This window comes from Ewingella sp. CoE-038-23 (assembly GCF_040419245.1).
In the GTDB taxonomy this organism is placed as follows: domain Bacteria; phylum Pseudomonadota; class Gammaproteobacteria; order Enterobacterales; family Enterobacteriaceae; genus Ewingella; species Ewingella allii.
Genome location: NZ_JAZHOH010000001.1, coordinates 1,733,323 through 1,751,297, shown reverse-complemented (window position 1 = coordinate 1,751,297; position 17,975 = coordinate 1,733,323). Strand labels below are relative to the sequence as shown.

Sequence of the window (17,975 nt, the reverse complement as noted above, 5' to 3'; positions counted from 1 at the left end):
GCGAATTTTAAATACAAAAAGGGCCTCATCATGAGGCCCTTTCACATTTTGCTGGCTTAATATACCTTCAATTACTTATTGATAATGGATTTCAGCTCTTTGTTTTCTTTGGCGTTCTTGTTTTTATCAATCCAATTTTGGATAGCGCTTTTGGCTTCATCTTGTAACTGGTTGCGCAGGATCTGGTCTACCTGCAGCTGATAGTTCAACTGCGACCAAGGGCCATAGACTCGCAAAGGCACGTCGGTATTTTGCAAACGCTGAATAAGATTATTGTTACCTTTCCAGCCGCCAGTGACCCGCACACCAAGCGTCAAATCACACTGCTTATCAGCAAAGTTAATCTTGCCATCGCCTTTAGCATTTAACATTTCAGACTCAGCCATCAGATTGGATAGCGTCAGCGTCCCCTTGTTCAGCACACCCTCTGCCTGCAGCGACTTTATCTGCGTGTAATGGTCATAGCGTTCCAGGCCCTGCACGCTGTTGTTGTTACGGGCAATGGCTTGTTGCACTAATTGCTGAATATTCATGCCGTTAAGTCGCGCATCGTCCATCGACATATGCATTTTACCCGCCCAGCTATGGCTAAAATCATACGACGATAAACCGCTGCCATTCACCGCGCCGCGCAGGGTGAATTTCCCCGTGAGCGCTTCAGGCAGGCCGTAAGCGACCAGCAACTGACCCAGCTCGATATTATTCACAATCGGCTGCAGGTTGATTTTCGCCAGCTTGCCGGTGACATCCATACTGCCTGGCAGGGAGAAATCGCCCGATGCCATTTTGCCACTCAGGGTTTGCAGATTAACTTTACCCTGCTGATTGGTAGCCAACAGCTGGAAGTCTTGAATTTTCAGGCCGCGATAAGTGAGATCGGCCACCTTCAGCGCGACATTTGCGTTAAAGCTGTTGAGAATACTGAAGTTATTCGGCTGGTCGCTAACATTGCGCGCGATAACCGGCGCAGAAGTCACGGCGCGAGCCGCCTGAGACGTTTGATCCGGCGTTTTCGGCTGCCAGCCTGATAAAGCGTCAAGGTCCAGCTTGGCGGCATCCAGGTTAACCTGATAATCGCCGGTATCGGACAGGGTCGCCGCCGCGTTGCCGCTCAACTGATTATCATTGGCCGTCAATGCTAGCTGGCTGAGGGTCAGGCGCTGCGTGTCGCGATGATAGTTTGCCTGCATGGTTCCCGAACCCTGCAAACCTTTCGCCGGAATATCCGCTCCACTCAGTTGATAGCTAAATTTATTAATATCGGCGGAGAACTCTTGCGGATACTTTTGCATATCCAGGTCGGCAGACATGGAGAAGGCGAGATCGCGCTGATTACGATTAATGCGGCTGGAAAGCTCAAGAGTAGCCTGACGGTGCGCATTTTGCTCAAGCTGCATATTAATGTCGCGCACATTAATTTGGTCGTTTTCACCGCGCTGCCAAATCAGCAGGCTGTCCGCCACGCTGATTTTATCAATATCAAATTTCCAGCCAGCTTCTAATTCAGAAGGAGGCTGAACCGTTGATGTCGGGGCTACAGGAGCATCCGGCACGTCGGCTTCGCTGTCCGGTGTTAATCGCACCACCGCGTTTTTCAACATCACTTCGCGCACGGCTAACTGATGGGAAAGCAAAGGCCAGAGTTTGACATCAAGACGCATGTTTTCGGCCGTGACGACCGGCGCTTTCGCACCCGGCGCAGTCAGCGAGGTTTGGCCGGCGATAATGCTTAACTGAGGCCAAACGTGCCAGCGTAAATCACCGCGAATCGCCAGTTGATAACCACTTTTCTGCTCGACACGGTCTACCATGTACTGGCGGAAATCGTTGGGATTAATTAAAAATACCAGCGAGGTCATTCCTGCAATAATCACCACCAGCAATATAACCAGCGTTGTCAGTAGTCTTCTCATGCCTTCCTCTTGCCCTTTTACCCACAGCAACTCGGGTAAAGACCTGAATCAGTCTTTGTCGATACGGCTTGCAACTGCACTCTGCTGGTCGCGATATTTGGCATCCTGGCGGCTGTTGTAAGGACGAGCAGCGGGGCCAGAAAGCGGCTCGAAGCTCAGCGCGCCGATGAGCATGCCCGGACGCAGTGCCAGAGGCAACTTACCTGAATTATAGAACTCCAGCACGATTCGGCCTTTCCAGCCCGGATCGATACGATGAGCCGTTACGTGAACCATCAACCCTAGTCGAGCAAGTGAAGAACGTCCATCCAACCAGCCAACTAAGTCATCGGGAATAGAAACGGTTTCGAAAGTCACGGCGAGCGCCAGCTCGCCGGGATGCAGGAAAAACGCCTCGCCTTCTGGCAAAACGATTTCGTCACTCATGACTTTATCCAGCGCGGCGCTGACTTCATCTTTCGGGCCACTAAGATCGATAAAACCGGCGTTATGCCCTAAAAAGACGCGGAATCCATTCCCCAGCCGGACATCAACCGTTGCCCCGTTGATTCGTTCGATGGGAGGGCGCGGGGAAATCGCTAACTTTCCGCTGTCCAGCCAGGCTTCGATGTCTCGATCGCACAGTCTCATCGTTTCTCTCTCCGTGTTGTTGCTGCTGAAAATGGTCTGGTGAAACCTTGGCCATTAATTGAAGAACTGACTAATTTTCGCTTTAAGAATATCAATCGCAATTCGGTTTTTACCGCCACGAGGGACAATGATATCTGCATATTGTTTAGAAGGTTCAATGAATTGCAGGAACATCGGGCGAACGGTTTTCTGATACTGCGCCATGACGGAATCCATCGAACGACCACGCTCGTTGACGTCGCGCTTCATACGGCGCATCAGGCAGATGTCCAGCGGCGTGTCGACGAAAATCGAGAAGTTCATCTCTTGACGTAAACGGACGTCGGTCAGCAGCAGTATGCCTTCTAAGATGATCACTTTTTTGGGCTTCAGGGTCACCGTCTCACCCAGTCGGGTGTGTTCGATAAAGCTGTAGCTCGGCAACTCAATAGCATGCCCTGCCTTTAGACTCTGCAGGTGTTGGAACAATAAATTGTGGTCCATGGCGCTGGGATGGTCATAGTTGGTTTTAACCCGCTCCTCCATGGTCATGTGGCTTTGGTCTTTATAGTAGCAATCTTCTGGAATAACCCCGATGTGTTCATCACCCACCTGATCACGAAGTTCACGATATAAGGTACTGGCAATGAGGCTTTTTCCAGAGGCAGATGCGCCAGCGATACCTACGATGACACACTGATGGTGCTTGTCAGACATAAAATTAAAGACCTGATTTGGAAGTTTGAAGGGCAAGCACGGGGACGGTGCTTTGATCGCGCCAATTATAGGTACAACACCTTGCCGATGCCAGCATTTAGGACGGTAAACTCTGGCATCGGGCAATTATTAGCAGACTTTGGACGTTAAACCGCCCGGAAGGCGATTTCTGTCGGGATAGCATCCCCTCGCCAATAGAGCTGAGCAGCGATGCGCGCAGCTAACTGACGATACATTAAGGTAAATTCGCTCTGCGGGTTGGAGACCACCGTCGGCTCGCCGCGATCCAAGTCTTCGCGCAGTGAAATGTGCAGCGGCATTTGGGCCAAGAGTTCGCAGCGATATTTCTCTGCCAGCTTTTCTGCACCACCGGTGCCGAAAATGGGCTCATGATGCCCGCACTGGCTACAAATGTGCATGCTCATGTTTTCGATAATGCCCAGCACCGGCACTTTCACTTTCTCGAACATCACAATGCCTTTCATGGCGTCGAGCAGCGCGATGTCCTGCGGCGTGGTCACCACCACGGCGCCCGTTACAGGGATATTCTGCGACAGGGTCAGCTGGATGTCCCCCGTGCCCGGCGGCAGGTCAATCACCAGATAATCCAAATCCGGCCACAGGGTATCTTGCAACATTTGCATCAGTGCTTTGCTGGCCATCGGGCCGCGCCATACCATGGCATTGTCATCCGTCACCAGATAACCAATGGAATTAGTCGCCAGCCCGTGAGCCATGATCGGCGCCATATGCACGCCGTCAGGCGAGGTTGGGCGTTCGGACTCGGTACCCAGCATGTTGGGCACCGACGGGCCATAAATATCCGCATCGAGAATGCCCACTTTGCCGCCTTCGGCCGCCAGCGCCAGCGCGACGTTTACCGCCGTGGTGGATTTCCCCACCCCGCCCTTGCCGGAGCTGACAGCAATAATGTTACGCACACCTTTGATGCCCGGCTGATCGTTGGCGCGGCGCAGCGTGGCGACGTCATGACGCAGCCGCCATTCAATCGCTTTCGCCCCGGTCACGCGCAGCAGTTCAGCGCTGGTTTGCTCTTTCAGCGCATCAAAGCCGCTCTGCCAGACGAAAGGCAGGGTTAAATCGAGATGCAGCACGCCGTCCATCAACGCGCAGTGGTGCACGGCTTTGATCGACACTAAATCTTTTTGCAGGGTGGAATGAGTAAAAGTGGACAGTACGCTGGCCACCAGGGCGCGTAGCCCCTCGGGGGATTGAGATGTCATCCCGGCTCCTTGAAGCATGTTATTAAACGACATTGATATTTTACGTAGCATATACTCAAAACCCGCTGAATTCAGTAACCGCGCAAGGCTCTTGTCGATCAGGGTGTACGGCTTGTTTACGCAGGGAGGCCGTTTCGGTTAACATCAATACCCCTGATTTCAACTAAAGAAAGCAAGCTCTTACTATGGCTCAAGTCGCGAAAAAAATTTTGGTAACCTGTGCACTTCCGTACGCCAACGGATCTATTCACCTCGGACACATGCTCGAGCACATCCAGGCTGACGTCTGGGTCCGTTACCAGCGAATGCGCGGCCACGAAGTTCACTTCATTTGTGCTGACGATGCGCACGGTACGCCGATCATGCTGAAAGCTCAGCAGCTCGGAATTGAACCGGAGCAGATGATCGCCGAAATGAGCCAGGAGCATCAAAAAGATTTCGCAGGCTTCGGTATCAGCTATGACAACTACCACTCGACACACAGCGACGAGAACCGCGTGTTGTCCGAGCTTATCTATGGTCGCCTAAAAGAAAACGGCTTCATCAAGAATCGCACCATTTCCCAGCTGTACGACCCGGAAAAAGGCATGTTCCTGCCGGACCGTTTCGTTAAAGGCACCTGTCCGAAGTGTAAATCTCCGGACCAATATGGTGACAACTGCGAAGTCTGTGGCGCTACCTACAGCCCGACAGAGCTTATCGAGCCTAAATCCGTGGTTTCCGGCGCGACGCCAGAACTGCGTGATTCCGAGCACTTCTTCTTTGACCTGCCTGAATTCAGCGCCATGCTGCAAGCCTGGACCCGCTCCGGCGCACTGCAAGAGCAAGTGGCGAACAAGATGCAAGAGTGGTTCGAGTCTGGCCTGCAACAGTGGGACATCAGCCGCGACGCCCCTTACTTCGGCTTTGAAATCCCTAATGCGCCGGGCAAATACTTCTACGTCTGGCTGGACGCGCCAATTGGCTACATGGGTTCCTTCAAAAACCTGTGCGATCGTCGCCCAGACCTGAGCTTCGACGAGTTTTGGAAAAAAGATTCCACCACAGAGCTGTACCACTTCATCGGTAAAGATATCGTTTATTTCCACAGCCTGTTCTGGCCAGCCATGCTGGAAGGCAGTGATTTCCGCAAGCCAACCAACCTGTTCGTTCACGGCTACGTCACGGTCAATGGCGCGAAGATGTCTAAGTCTCGCGGCACCTTTATTAAGGCCGGCACTTATCTGAACCATCTGGACGCCGACTGCCTGCGTTATTACTACGCCGCCAAACTCTCTTCGCGTATCGACGATATCGACCTGAATCTGGAAGATTTCGTGCAGCGTGTAAATGCTGACATCGTCAACAAAGTGGTCAATCTGGCTTCTCGCAACGCGGGCTTCATTAATAAGCGTTTCGACGGCGTTCTCTCTGACAAACTGGCTGATGAAGCGCTGTACAAAACCTTCGTCGATGCCGCCGAAAGCATTGCCGAAGCTTACGCCAGCCGTGAGTCAAGCCGCGCCATTCGCGAAATTATGGCCCTCGCCGACTTGGCAAACCGCTATGTTGACGAGCAGGCGCCTTGGGTTGTGGCGAAGCAAGAAGGCCGCGATGCCGACCTGCAATCGATCTGCTCCATGGGTATCAACCTGTTCCGCGTGCTGATGACTTATCTAAAACCAGTACTGCCATCGCTGACTGAACGCGCTGAGGCCTTCCTCAATGCTGAACTGACCTGGGACGGCATCGCTCAGCCGCTGCTGTCACACAAAGTCAGCCCGTTCAAAGCCCTGTTCAATCGTATTGAGCTGGATAAAGTGAGCGCCATGGTGGATGCATCGAAAGAAGATATCGCCGCAGAGAAATCCAAAACCGTCACCGGCCCGCTGGCTGACGCGCCGATTCAAGAAACCATCACTTTTGATGATTTCGCGAAAGTGGATATGCGTATTGCGCTGATTAAAAGTGCTGATTTCGTAGAAGGCTCTGACAAGCTGCTGCGCCTGCAGTTAGATTTGGGCGGCGAATCGCGCCAGATTTTCTCTGGCATTCGCTCCGCTTACCCAGATCCAAAGCTGTTGGAAGGCCGTTTGACCATCATGGTCGCCAACCTTGCCCCGCGCAAAATGCGTTTCGGCGTGTCCGAAGGCATGGTGATGGCGGCAGGCCCTGGCGGCAAAGAGATCTTCCTGCTCAGCCCTGACTCTGGCGCACAGCCGGGCATGCAGGTGAAATAAACCCGTCTGGGTTTTGGGCAAAGACCTAACCGGTGAGGAGCGATCCTCACCGGTTTTTTATGGGTGGCGTTCTGTTCCTCTCAGAGGAGAAGGCTGGATGAGGAGTGGTTTAATTCAAAGCTCAATGCGGCAAATCTCACCCCTACTCTCACTTCGGCCATGTCGGCCATACCCTCCCGTGCTCTTTCTCAATATCCGCCTTACTTAAGCCAATGTCTTTCAACTGGCAATCTGTCAGCCCGTTCAGAATGTTGCGCTGAATGCGTTTCTCATTCCACATCATCACAAACTGTACTGACCTGGCCATCCAGCTATCGGCTCTGGCGGGTGCCTCGTCAATGGCTTTGCTGACTACCGGACCCGCGCCCACGGCGCAATCAGACTCACAGTATTGGCGTTCTTTATTCACGTTTTTCATCATCACATCCCCTATTTACCCTGTCGCCATAGAATGCAATGAGCGCGAAATACATTACAGATTCAGATAATCGATATTTAAACCATACAGCAGTGGAATGAATGACAGTTTATGGGCTAGATTAAGCGCATCTGTACTGGTTTTATTTTCAACAAGTGGGGAGTAAAAAGTGAATCGCTATGAAAATCTCGCCAATGTGCTGAGCGAACGCATCGAGCAAGGCCTGTATCCTGCCGGGGAGCGCCTGCCTTCGGTGCGTATCCTGAGCAGTGAACATGGCGTGAGCATCAGTACAGTTCAGCAGGCGTATCGCATGCTGGAAGAGAAACTGCTGGTCGAGGCGCGGCCGAAATCAGGCTATTTCGTCACCTCCGCCCGGCCGCAGGCGGCACTGCCCGCCGTCTGTCGCCCGACTCAGCGTCCGGTGGATATCAGCCAGTGGGATCAGGTGCTAGAACAGATAACCCAGCAAGATACACCGGGCTTTATTCAGCTCGGGCGCGGTTCGCCGGATGTCACCGCCCCGACTCTGCGCCCCCTGAACCGAGCGATGTCCCGCGCCGGACAGCATCAAAATCTGCTGGCGCTGAAATACGACACTATTTATGGCGCGCTGGAGTTACGTGAGCAAATCGCCCGTTTGATGATTGATAGCGGCAGCCACATGGACGCCAGCAATATACTGATCACCACCGGCTGCCACGAGGCCCTTTCCATTGCGATTCGCTCAGTTTGCGACGTCGGCGATATCGTGGCGGTTGACTCTCCGAGCTTCCACGGCGCGATGCAGACCCTCAAAGGCTACGGCATGAAGGCGCTGGAGATCCCCACTGACCCGGTGACCGGCATCAGTATTGAAGCCTTGGAAATGGCCCTTGAGCAGTGGCCGATTAAAGCCATTCAACTCACGCCAAACTGTAATAACCCGCTGGGTTACAACATGCCCGACGAGCGGAAAAAGGCGCTGCTACGGCTGGCACAGTGCTATGACATCGCCATTATTGAAGATGACGTGTATGGCGATTTGGCCTATCAATATCCCCGCCCGGCGACCATCACCTCTTTTGATGAAGATGGACGCGTGTTGCTGTGCAGCTCCTTCTCCAAAACCCTGGCACCCGGCCTGCGCGTCGGCTGGCTGGCTCCGGGGCGTTACCACAATCGTGCCTTACATATGAAGTTTATCAGCACCGGCGCGACCTCCACCCTGCCGCAAATCGCCCTGACCGACTTCATCAAACAGGGGCATTACCTGCAACACCTGCGCAGAATGCGCAATCAGTACCAGCGTAACCTCTGCACCATGACCTGCTGGGTGAGTAAATACTTCCCGTGCGGCGTGGGAGTCAGTCGTCCGCAGGGGGGGTTTATGCTGTGGATTGAACTCGATGAGCGCCTCGACGCTCAGCGGCTCAACCGCCTGCTGGAAGCCCACAAAGTGCAAATTGCGATCGGGTCGATATTTTCTGCATCAGGCAAGTATCGCAACTGCCTGCGAATCAACTATGCTCAGCCACTAACCGAGGCTTATGAGCAGGCCATGCAGCATATTGGGCAGACCATTGCTGAAATGATGGCAGAACTTTGATTCTGCCTCTCTACTGGAGCGAATAAAGACGTGCAGATAGAACCTTTACCACCCCTAAACACCTTGGTGGCCTTTGAATGTGTTGCACGTTATTGCAGTTTTTCACGCGCGGCGGATGAGTTAAATCTGACGCAAAGCGCCATCAGTCGGCAAATCTTGCAGTTAGAAGAGATGCTGGGCTGCAAGCTGTTTCAGCGTAGCCAGCGCAAGGTGACGTTGACGCCTCGCGGGGAGATTTACGCCGAGCAGGTGCGAAAGCTGTTGGGTGATATTTCACAATCCACTGCCGAAGTGATGGGCTGGAGCGGCCTGCCGCAGGTGACGCTGGCCTGCACCAGCGCGATGGGCAGCCTTTGGCTCTCATCGCGCCTTTCGGCTCTGCGCGGATTGATGCCGGATTTGCAGATCCGCATGAAGATTTCGGACAGCTTCTCTGACCTTAAATCCTCAGAGTTTGATCTGGCGATTTTCTACCTGCGCACCCCGCCCGCGGGCTATCACGCCGTGCCGCTGTTCGACGAAGTCTGTTATCCGATGTGCTCACCTGCGTTTTTACGCCAGCTTCCCGCCGACCCCGACGCCGCCGAATTACTCAATCACACGCTGTTAATTCAAGACGATCCCCAGCGCGAATGGACCGGCTGGCGCGACTGGTTTACCTCGCAGGACGTGCACCATTTCGCCCCAAGGCAGACGTGGCGAGCCAACAACTACCCGTTTCTGGTGCAAGCCGCCGTTCTCGGCGACGGAATTTTGCTCGGTTGGGAAGGCTTAGTGCAGGATTATGTCGATAACGGACAGCTGGTCCATGCCCATCCGGGCAAGCTGGCCGCTGACGGCAAATGTTATATTTTGACGCCGCAAGACAGGTATTTGAGGCCCGTCATTCGACGGGTGATCGAATGGCTTTTGCAAAGCCAGTAAACCTAAAATCGCGACTTTGCGATGTGTTGCAAACTGGCCCCAAGGTCAAGGTCAAGGTCGTGGGCGTCGGCCCACACCGACCAAGGGAGGCGTAAACGCGCCTCCCTTGGAACCCTGCGTTTTTTCCTGTTGTGAGACAGAGGCTTCGCAGGGTCGGAATGGACGTGTTTCAGCAGCCACGGTGATCGTCGCGAAGTGCCGCCGCTTAGGCGGTTCCCTCAGTTCGGGCTTCGAGCCATAGGTCTCGAACCACTCCCTCGGCGTCACTTCTGAACGCGACCTACTGGCATTTACACCGAACCTTTCCATTCAATTCGTAAAACAAATCCAAACCTCATTGAAAAGGTACGGTTGAAATGCCTCAAAACCGCAGTCAAAAATGGCGCTGAGCGAACGGTTCGAGACCTATGGCTCGAAGCCTGAAGCGAAGGCACCGCCTAAGCGGCGACATTTTGCGGTGGATAACGGAAGCCTCTGAAACACGTCCTCCCAACGAGCGATAGCGCGCAGTAAAGAGCCGGGGATTCTTAAGGGGCGCGGCGATAGGCGCCCCTTAAGGCCGGTGTGGCGGCAGCGCACGACCTTGACCTTAAAGGCCAGTTTGCGTGGCAACGCAATGTTTTGAATTCAAACCCCAACTTTTCATTAATTTTACCAAAATTCTTAACTGCGTTTTAAATCTCAATTTCTGGAATTTTATTCTTCTCTAAATAACGGCGTTTCCGCGCCGCTCGCATCCCAATTAAGGTAAACAACAACCAGCATGACTGGGAAATACAAGACGCCAAATTAAAATCATGGCTCAGGGAGTAGAGACCAAAGGTGCCGCCAATAATATTAAGCCAGGCATAAATATCAGCATCTACTGCTAGTTTGCGCATTTGAACTAGTGCATATGCCAGCAGGTAGCAAAAGACGCCAATTAAGCCAATCAGGGTATGGAAGTCCAACGGTTATTTCCCTTCGCCGAATTCAGATACAGGCAAAATAAAACGTTTCAGGGTGTTCTGCCGCGCATTTTTCGCATACTCTCATGATAAATTCTCATGCAAATTCATCAGAGTGTTTTGATATAAATCACTAAGCAATAAATATAAATTATTCCTTTTTTCACCTGCGCCTATCCCCTATGCCCTTCGCGTTGAATCAAGGCAGCATGCGAACAAACCCCGGTTAGCTTACCTGCGTAAGTGTTTCAGGCGAATGAACGCGGCCAACCTTGAGACAAGACGCAAGAGCCTGGAGATAACAGGTTTTCGCCACCCCGGAGATAATTAGATGAAAGATAAAAATTCCGCTTTGACGCAATTAATGCAGGATGCAAAACTCAGCCGCCGCGGCTTTATTACCAGCGCTGCTGCTATGGGTATTACCACCGCCTATGGTCTTTCCCCCCTGTCTGCTTTTGCAGCCGAGCCAAAAAAAGGTGGCGTATTAAAATTGGGAATGTCAGGCGGTAACACCAGCGATTCTTTAGATCCCACATTATTCAGCGACTGGGTTCCGTTAAATCAGGCATATATGCTGATGAACGGTTTAGTCGAAATAGATGAAAATAACAAAGCGATTCCTGAACTTTTTGCCGGTTGGGAAGCCAAACCGGGCGCAACCGAATGGATATTCACTCTGCAAGACGGGGTAACATTCCATAACGGCAAGAAACTCGATGCCGACGACATTATTTACTCCATCAACCTGCATCGCGGCGATAAGACCAAAAGCGCCATCAAAACTCAGCTCTCGCCAATCACCGGTTTGACCAAACAGGGCGACAACCAAATCGCTATCACGCTGGAGAGCGGAAATGCTGACCTGCCGTACCTGCTGGCTGACTACCACTTGCTGGTGGTGCCGAACGGCTTTACCGACTGGTCACACCCGATTGGCACCGGCGGCTTTGTGTTTGACCAATACGAGCCGGGCGTGCGCTCGCTGTTTAAACGCAACCCTAACTATTGGAAGAAAGACCGCGCCTTCGTGGATGCCGTGGAAGTCATCGTCATCAATGACCCAACCGCGCGCACCAACGCCTTGATTTCCGGGCAGGTTCACGCCATTAACCGCGTCGATTTCAAAACCGTCGATTTCCTCAAACGCAGCCCGGCGCTGAACATCGTGCGCTCCTCCGGCGGCCAGCACTTCACCTTCCTGATGGACTGTAGCGTCGCGCCGTTCAATAACAACGACGTGCGCATGGCGATTAAACACGGCATTGACCGGCAGAAGATCCTCGACACGGTGCTGCGCGGCTACGGTTCACTCGGCAATGACCATCCCATCCCAAAAACCGACCGCTTCTTCAACCACAGCCTTGAGCAGCGTGTCTACGACCCTGACAAATCCGCCTTCTATCTGAAAAAGGCCGGGCTAACTGACCTCAAGCTCGAACTCTCCTCCTCCGACGCTGCCTTTGCCGGTGCTCTCGATGCCGCCGCCCTGTTCCAAGGGGAAGCGCAAAAAAGCGGCATTCAGGTCAGCATCAAGCGCCAGCCCGCTGACAGCTACTGGGACGACGTGTGGATGAAAGCGCCATTCAGCATGGGGTACTGGGGCGGCCGCCCGACGGCGGACCAGATGTTCTCCACCGCCTATCAGTCGACGGCGAAATGGAACGACACTCACTGGAAAGATGAGAAGTTCGACGCCCTGCTGCTGCAAGCCCGCTCCCTGCTGGACGACGGCAAGCGCGCTGAAATCTATGGCGAATTGCAAAGCATTGTCCGCGATAACGGCGGCGCGATGATCCCCCTGTTTGGCGACTATCTTGACGCCGCCAACAAAAAAGTCGGCGGAATTAAACCGCATCCGATGTTCAACTTCATGGGTGGTCGTCTGGCCGAGCGCGTCTGGCTGGAGGCATGATGAAGAAGAAGATTTTACAACGCGTGCTGCTTGGGGTAGGCACGCTTTGGCTGGTTTCACTGCTGATTTTTGTGGGAACTGAAATGCTGCCAGGGGATGTGGCAACCGCCATTCTCGGCCAGAGCGCCACGCCGGAAACCGTGGCGGCGCTGCGCCTGCAACTGGGGTTGGACGAGCCGGCCGTGCTGCGCTATCTGCACTGGCTGGTGGGAATTCTGCACGGTGATTTAGGTAACTCTTTGGCGAATGGCAGACCTATCGGCAACGAGCTGCTGCCGCGTCTGGGGAATACCCTATTTTTGGCCGGTTACGCGGCCATTATCGCCATCCCGCTGGCCGTCGGCTTGGGGATTGCGTCCGCCATTTGGCGCGGCTCAATCTTCGACCGACTGGCCAATACCCTGACCCTCATCAGCATTTCGGTGCCGGAGTTCTTCGTGGGCTACGTGCTGGTGATCGCCTTCGCCATTCGCCTGACGTGGTTCCCCAGCCTGGCGATGGTCGACCCCAGCTCCTCGTTCGTCGACCAGCTCTACGTCTGCACTCTGCCGATGCTGACGCTGACGCTGGTGGTGCTGGCCCACATGTTGCGCATGACCCGCGCCTCGGTGACGGCGGTGATGTCCAGCCCGTACATTGAGAGCGCGGTGCTGAAAGGCGTGTCGCGCTGGCGGATTGTGGTGTCCCACGCCCTGCCCAACGCCCTCGCGCCAATCATTAACGTTGTCGCGTTTAACCTTGCCTATCTGGTGGTGGGGGTGATTCTGGTGGAAGTGGTGTTTGTCTATCCGGGTATTGGCCAGTACATGGTTGACGCCGTGACCAAGCGCGACCTGCCGGTGGTTCAGGCCTGCGGCCTGCTGTTTGGCGGCACCTACATCTTCCTCAATACCACCGCTGATTTGCTGGCGATTTGGTGTAACCCACGTTTACGCCACGCGCGCTAAGGCAGGAGCAACATGAATCATTCGCATAAAGCTTCATTTATCAGCAACATCCCGCTGTCAGCATGGATTGGCATCGTGATTATTGCGGTCAATCTGCTGGCGGCGATTTTCGCCCCGTGGATCGCGCCGCACAGCGAAACCGAACAGGTGGGTGATATCTGGCTATTACCCTCGGCGGCCACGCCGTTCGGCACCGACAGTTTGGGGCGCGACATGCTTTCACGCATTCTGTTTGGCGCTCGCACCACCATCGCCATCGCGCTGACCATCACCATTGCGTCATTCATTATTGGCATTATTAGCGGCTTCGCGGCGGCGATTTATGGCAAATGGGTGGACGTGGTGCTGTCGCGCATTGTCGATACCGTGATGTCGATTCCCGTGCTGATTTTCGCCCTGATGGTACTGTCCGTGATGGGCACCTCCATTCCGGTTCTGGTGCTGACTATCGCCCTGCTCGACGCCACCCGGGTTTTCCGTTTGGCGCGTTTGGTGGCGCAAGCCATTGTTTGCCAAGAGTATGTCGAAGCTGCTCGTCTGCGCGGTGAAGGACTGCGCTGGGTGCTAACCAAAGAGATCCTGCCCAACGCCATGCCGCCGCTGCTGGCCGAGTTCGGCATGCGTTTCTGCTTCACCTTCCTGTTTATCGCCGGACTGAGCTTCCTCGGCTTGGGCATTCAGCCGCCTTACGCCGACTGGGGCAGCATGGTGCGCGACAACGCGCAGGCGATTAACTTCGGTCAGTTCGCGCCGCTCTACCCGGCTGCGGCCATCGCGCTGCTGACCATTGGCGTCAATTTGGTAGTTGACTGGCTACTGGCCCGCAACAGCCTGCCGCACGGAGAAGAAGCATGACGGACAACAAGCAAGACCTGATCCTCGAAATGCGCGGGCTGCGCATCGAAACCCTCGACGGCTCGCCGCTGGTGCAGGACATCTCCCTCACGCTGGCGAAAGGCGAAATCCTCGGGCTGATTGGCGAATCTGGCGCGGGAAAATCCACCATTGGCTTAGCCGCGCTGGGCTATGCGCGACAGGGCTGCCGGATCAGCGGCGGCGAAGTGATTGTCGATGGCACCGATATTGTTTCCCAACCCGCGCGAGTCAAACGCCAGTGGCGCGGCCGCCGCGTGGCCTATGTGGCACAGAGCGCGGCGGCGGCCTTCAACCCGGCACTGACCATTGAAAAACAGGTGTGCGAAGGGCCGATTCGCCACGGATTGATGAGTAAAGAAGAGAGCCGCCAGTGGGCCATCACCCTGTTCCGCTCGCTGGATCTGCCGGACCCGGAAAACATTGGTAAACGCTATCCGCACCAGCTTTCTGGCGGCCAGTTGCAGCGCGCGATGGCGGCCATGGCCATGTCCTGCAAGCCTGACTTGCTGGTGATGGATGAACCTACCACTGCGCTGGACGTTACCACTCAGATTGAAGTGCTGGTGATGCTGCGCAAGCTGGTGCGCGAGTTCAACACCGCCGCGCTGTACATCACCCACGACCTCGCGGTGGTGGCCCAGCTGGCGGACCGCATTATGGTGTTGCGCCACGGCAAAGAAGTGGAAACCGGCAATACTGCGCAGATCCTTAGCTCGCCAAAAGAGGAGTACACCCGCCGCTTAGTGGCCGAGCGCGAACACGCGGCAGAAACCGTGACCGCCGCGCAGCCAGAAGCCCTGGCGGCTTTGCTGACCATCAAACAGCTGAGTACCGGCTACAACGGCAAGAAAGTGGTCAATGACGTCAACCTGCAACTGGCGCGCGGCAAAACGCTGGCGGTGATTGGCGAGTCGGGTAGCGGCAAAAGTACCCTCGCCCGCGCGCTGGTTGGCCTGCTGCCGGATACCCAAGGCAGCGTCGAGTTCGACGGCGTCACCCTCTCGCCGCTCTACCAACAGCGGCAGAAAGAGACGCTGCGCCGCATTCAGATGATCTATCAGCTACCGGACGTGGCGCTCAACCCGCGCCAGACCATTCTTGAGCTGATTGGTCGCCCGGTGGCGTTCTACTTCGGGCTGAGTAAACGCGAAGTGCGAGCCAAGGTGGAAGAGCTGCTGACCCTGACCGAACTGCCGCTGAAGCTGATTGACCGATATCCGGGCGAGCTGTCCGGCGGCCAGAAGCAGCGCGTCTGTATCGCCCGCGCGCTGGCGGCCCAGCCGGAGCTAATTATTTGCGATGAAGCCACCTCGGCGCTCGACCCGCTGGTGGCCGAAGAGGTACTTAACCTGCTGCGCCGCCTGCAAGAGCAGTTGGGGCTTTCCTACCTGTTCATCACCCATGACCTCGGCACGGTGAAGCGCATTGCCCATCAGGTAGCGGTGATGTATCAGGGCAACATTGTTGCCAGCGGCGATACCCGCGTGGTGTTCAGCCCGCCTATGCATCCGTACACTGAAAAACTGCTGACCTCAGTGCCAGAAATGCGCACCGACTGGCTGGACGACGTGCTGGCGCTGCGTTCCTCCTCTTCTTCCGACAAGACATCTTTGACAGGCGCACTATGACCACAAAACGCATTATTACTGAGTTCCCGCATTCGGTGACCACCATCGAGCATCTGTGGATCAAACTGAGCGACGGCACCCGCCTCGCCGCCCGTTTATGGCTGCCGGACAGTGCGGCGGACCAGCCGGTTCCGGCCATTTTGGAATACATTCCCTACCGTAAACGAGACGGAACCCGCACCCGCGACGAGCCGATGCACGGCTATTTCGCCGGTAATGGCTACGCCGTGGTGCGCGTGGATATGCGCGGCAGCGGCGAGTCCGACGGGCTGCTGGCGGATGAATATCTGATGCAAGAACAGGACGACGCGCTGGAAGTGATTGAGTGGATCACCCAGCAGGCGTGGTGTAGCGGCAATGTCGGCATGATGGGGAAATCATGGGGCGGCTTTAACGGCTTGCAGGTGGCGGCACGTCGCCCGGCGGCGCTAAAAGCGGTGATCACCGTCTGCTCCACCGACGACCGCTACGCCGATGATATTCACTACAAAGGCGGCTGCCTGCTCAATGACAACCTCTGGTGGGGCGGCATCATGCTGGCTTATCAGAGCCGCCCTTCTGACCCGGCGCTGGTCGGCGAAGGCTGGTACAACGAGTGGCTCAATCGCCTCGAAAACATGCCGTTCTTCCCGGCATTGTGGATGGAACACCCGCTGCGCGATCGCTACTGGCAGCACGGTTCCGTCTGCGAGGACTGGTCGGCGATTCAATGCCCGGTGTTAGCCATTGGTGGTTGGGCAGATGCCTATAGCAACGCGGTGTTCCGCCTGATGGACAACTTGCAGGTGCCGCGCCGCGCCATTATTGGCCCGTGGGCGCATATTTACCCGCAGGACGGCACGCCGGAACCGGCGATTGGCTTCTTGCAAGAGGCGGTACAGTGGTGGGATCACTGGCTGAAAGGCGAACAAAACGCCGCAATGGACGGCCCGATGGTGCAAGCCTGGCTGCAAGACAGCCAGCCGCCGTCGGCCCAGCGCCCGGTGAGCAAAGGCCAGTGGGTCGGCTTTGATAAAGGCACTGCCAGCAATGTGACTCATGAGCCTCGCTGGCTAACGCGCGGGCAGTTGAATGCTCACCCGGACGCAGAAGCCGGCGTGATTTCCATCTGCTCGCCGCAGAACCACGGCCTGATGGCCGGTGAATGGATGGGCGCGGGCGTGCTGGGTGAAACGCCGCCGGACCAGCGGGTGGATGACGGCAATGCCGAAATCTTTGAGGGCCAGCCGCTGGCAGAGCCGCTGTCTGTCTTCGGCTTCCCGCAGTTCACCGTCGAGCTGAGCAGTGATAAACCGGCCGCCATGCTCTACGTGCGGCTGTCGGACGTCTCGCCAGAGGGCGCGGTCAATCGCGTAACCCACGGCTGGCTGAATCTGAGTCACTTACAGGGGCATGATAAATCTGTAACGCTGGTGCCGGGGCAGAAAGTGCGGGTACCGGTACAGTTGGACGGCATTGCCCATCGTTTCGAAGTCGGCCACCGTCTGCGGGTGTCGCTGGCCACCACCTATTGGCCGATGATTTGGCCAATGCCGGAAGCCGCCACCCTAACCCTCGACCTGCACAGCGCCCAGCTTTCGCTGCCGGTGTGCCACCAGCCGCTGGTGATTGACGGCCCCATCAAAGAGCCGCAAAGCGCCGCGCCGACGCCGCAAACCGTGCTGACTCAAGGCCGCGTTGACCGTTCGATCAGTTACGACTTCCTGACGGATGAGTGGACCAGCGTCACCAATGGCGAAGGCGGCGTGTTTGGCGAAGGGGTTTATCGTTTCGACGACATTGATACCACTGTAGACCACAACCTGCGCCGTGAGCTGGTGGTCGGCAATGCTGACCCGCTGTCGGCGCGCTATCTGCTCACCCAGACCATGAAAATTGGCCGCGAGGGCTGGCAGATTGAGGCGGTGATCACTTTAGAGATGCGCAGCGACCTGACCCATTTTATCGTCAGTGGCGATATGGTGGTCAGCCTGAATGGTGAAGAAGAGTTCACCAAGTACTGGCACGAGCGTATTCCTCGCTAACACGGG

General features: G+C 55.5%; 14 protein-coding genes. 8 read left to right on the top strand and 6 right to left on the bottom strand.

Features of this window, described 5'->3' with window-relative positions; all coding sequences use genetic code 11:
* Positions 1–71 precede the first annotated feature (71 nt).
* From asmA to apbC, 4 genes are all read right to left on the bottom strand, one after another.
* The gene (gene asmA, locus V2154_RS08245) at positions 72–1,913 is read right to left on the bottom strand and encodes an outer membrane assembly protein AsmA (RefSeq protein WP_353501813.1); all 1,842 of its coding nucleotides are present in this window, start codon (positions 1,911–1,913) and stop codon (positions 72–74) included.
* A gap of 48 nt (positions 1,914–1,961) precedes the next feature.
* Positions 1,962–2,543, bottom strand: a complete 582-nt coding sequence (gene dcd / locus V2154_RS08240; protein ID WP_034789874.1) for a dCTP deaminase — start codon at positions 2,541–2,543, stop codon at positions 1,962–1,964.
* A gap of 54 nt (positions 2,544–2,597) precedes the next feature.
* Positions 2,598–3,239 carry a uridine kinase gene (udk, locus tag V2154_RS08235; RefSeq protein WP_353501812.1) on the bottom strand — a complete coding sequence of 214 codons (642 nt, stop codon included), beginning with the start codon at positions 3,237–3,239 and terminating at the stop codon, positions 2,598–2,600.
* Positions 3,240–3,385: 146 nt separating this feature from the next.
* The gene (gene apbC, locus V2154_RS08230) at positions 3,386–4,483 is read right to left on the bottom strand and encodes an iron-sulfur cluster carrier protein ApbC (RefSeq protein WP_353501811.1); all 1,098 of its coding nucleotides are present in this window, start codon (positions 4,481–4,483) and stop codon (positions 3,386–3,388) included.
* Positions 4,484–4,668: 185 nt separating this feature from the next.
* Between apbC and metG the strand changes: the two genes are divergently transcribed.
* Positions 4,669–6,702, top strand: a complete 2,034-nt coding sequence (gene metG, locus V2154_RS08225; RefSeq protein ID WP_353501810.1) for a methionine--tRNA ligase — start codon at positions 4,669–4,671, stop codon at positions 6,700–6,702.
* Positions 6,703–6,850: 148 nt separating this feature from the next.
* Here the strand turns inward: metG and V2154_RS08220 are convergent, their stop codons facing one another.
* Entirely contained in the window at positions 6,851–7,123 is a 273-nt protein-coding gene (locus V2154_RS08220) for a DUF1127 domain-containing protein (protein WP_353501809.1), read from the bottom strand.
* 166 nt (positions 7,124–7,289) lie between these two features.
* Here V2154_RS08220 and V2154_RS08215 point away from each other — a divergent pair, with 166 nt between their 5' ends.
* Positions 7,290–8,708 carry an aminotransferase-like domain-containing protein gene (locus V2154_RS08215; RefSeq protein ID WP_353501808.1) on the top strand — a complete coding sequence of 473 codons (1,419 nt, stop codon included), beginning with the start codon at positions 7,290–7,292 and terminating at the stop codon, positions 8,706–8,708.
* Between the two features lie 30 nt (positions 8,709–8,738).
* Positions 8,739–9,632 (top strand): LysR substrate-binding domain-containing protein, encoded by an 894-nt coding sequence (locus V2154_RS08210; RefSeq protein WP_353501807.1) that lies wholly within the window; start codon positions 8,739–8,741, stop codon positions 9,630–9,632.
* 674 nt (positions 9,633–10,306) lie between these two features.
* On the opposite strand, the gene V2154_RS08205 is transcribed toward V2154_RS08210, so the two are convergent.
* The gene (locus V2154_RS08205; RefSeq protein WP_353501806.1) at positions 10,307–10,582 is read right to left on the bottom strand and encodes a CBU_0592 family membrane protein; all 276 of its coding nucleotides are present in this window, start codon (positions 10,580–10,582) and stop codon (positions 10,307–10,309) included.
* Between the two features lie 328 nt (positions 10,583–10,910).
* On the opposite strand from V2154_RS08205, the gene V2154_RS08200 reads away from it, so the two are divergent.
* From V2154_RS08200 to V2154_RS08180, 5 genes are read left to right on the top strand one after another with little or no spacing between them, the layout of a single operon-like run.
* Positions 10,911–12,494 (top strand): ABC transporter substrate-binding protein, encoded by a 1,584-nt coding sequence (locus V2154_RS08200; RefSeq protein WP_353501805.1) that lies wholly within the window; start codon positions 10,911–10,913, stop codon positions 12,492–12,494.
* Positions 12,494–13,441: an ABC transporter permease gene (locus V2154_RS08195; protein WP_353503949.1), complete on the top strand. Its 948-nt coding sequence runs from the start codon at positions 12,494–12,496 to the stop codon at positions 13,439–13,441. The genes V2154_RS08200 and V2154_RS08195 overlap by 1 nt, the downstream gene beginning before the upstream one ends.
* A gap of 12 nt (positions 13,442–13,453) precedes the next feature.
* On the top strand, positions 13,454–14,296 hold the full coding sequence (locus V2154_RS08190; RefSeq protein ID WP_353501804.1) for an ABC transporter permease: 843 nt from the start codon (positions 13,454–13,456) through the stop codon (positions 14,294–14,296).
* Complete coding sequence (locus V2154_RS08185) at positions 14,293–15,945, top strand: ABC transporter ATP-binding protein (protein ID WP_353501803.1); 1,653 nt, start codon at positions 14,293–14,295, stop codon at positions 15,943–15,945. Before V2154_RS08190 ends, V2154_RS08185 begins: the two co-directional genes overlap by 4 nt.
* On the top strand, positions 15,942–17,969 hold the full coding sequence (locus tag V2154_RS08180; protein WP_353501802.1) for a CocE/NonD family hydrolase: 2,028 nt from the start codon (positions 15,942–15,944) through the stop codon (positions 17,967–17,969). Before V2154_RS08185 ends, V2154_RS08180 begins: the two co-directional genes overlap by 4 nt.
* Positions 17,970–17,975 lie beyond the last annotated feature (6 nt).

Excerpts from the sequence above, each read along its gene's own strand:
- apbC (WP_353501811.1), bottom strand. The coding sequence starts at position 4,483 with ATGACATCTCAATCCCCCGAGGGGCTACGCGCCCTGGTGGCCAGCGTA.
- V2154_RS08180 (WP_353501802.1), top strand. The coding sequence starts at position 15,942 with ATGACCACAAAACGCATTATTACTGAGTTCCCGCATTCGGTGACCACC.
- V2154_RS08220 (WP_353501809.1), bottom strand. The coding sequence starts at position 7,123 with ATGATGAAAAACGTGAATAAAGAACGCCAATACTGTGAGTCTGATTGC.
- V2154_RS08185 (WP_353501803.1), top strand. The coding sequence starts at position 14,293 with ATGACGGACAACAAGCAAGACCTGATCCTCGAAATGCGCGGGCTGCGC.
- udk (WP_353501812.1), bottom strand. The coding sequence starts at position 3,239 with ATGTCTGACAAGCACCATCAGTGTGTCATCGTAGGTATCGCTGGCGCA.
- V2154_RS08190 (WP_353501804.1), top strand. The coding sequence starts at position 13,454 with ATGAATCATTCGCATAAAGCTTCATTTATCAGCAACATCCCGCTGTCA.
- V2154_RS08200 (WP_353501805.1), top strand. The coding sequence starts at position 10,911 with ATGAAAGATAAAAATTCCGCTTTGACGCAATTAATGCAGGATGCAAAA.
- dcd (WP_034789874.1), bottom strand. The coding sequence starts at position 2,543 with ATGAGACTGTGCGATCGAGACATCGAAGCCTGGCTGGACAGCGGAAAG.
- asmA (WP_353501813.1), bottom strand. The coding sequence starts at position 1,913 with ATGAGAAGACTACTGACAACGCTGGTTATATTGCTGGTGGTGATTATT.
- V2154_RS08195 (WP_353503949.1), top strand. The coding sequence starts at position 12,494 with ATGAAGAAGAAGATTTTACAACGCGTGCTGCTTGGGGTAGGCACGCTT.
- metG (WP_353501810.1), top strand. The coding sequence starts at position 4,669 with ATGGCTCAAGTCGCGAAAAAAATTTTGGTAACCTGTGCACTTCCGTAC.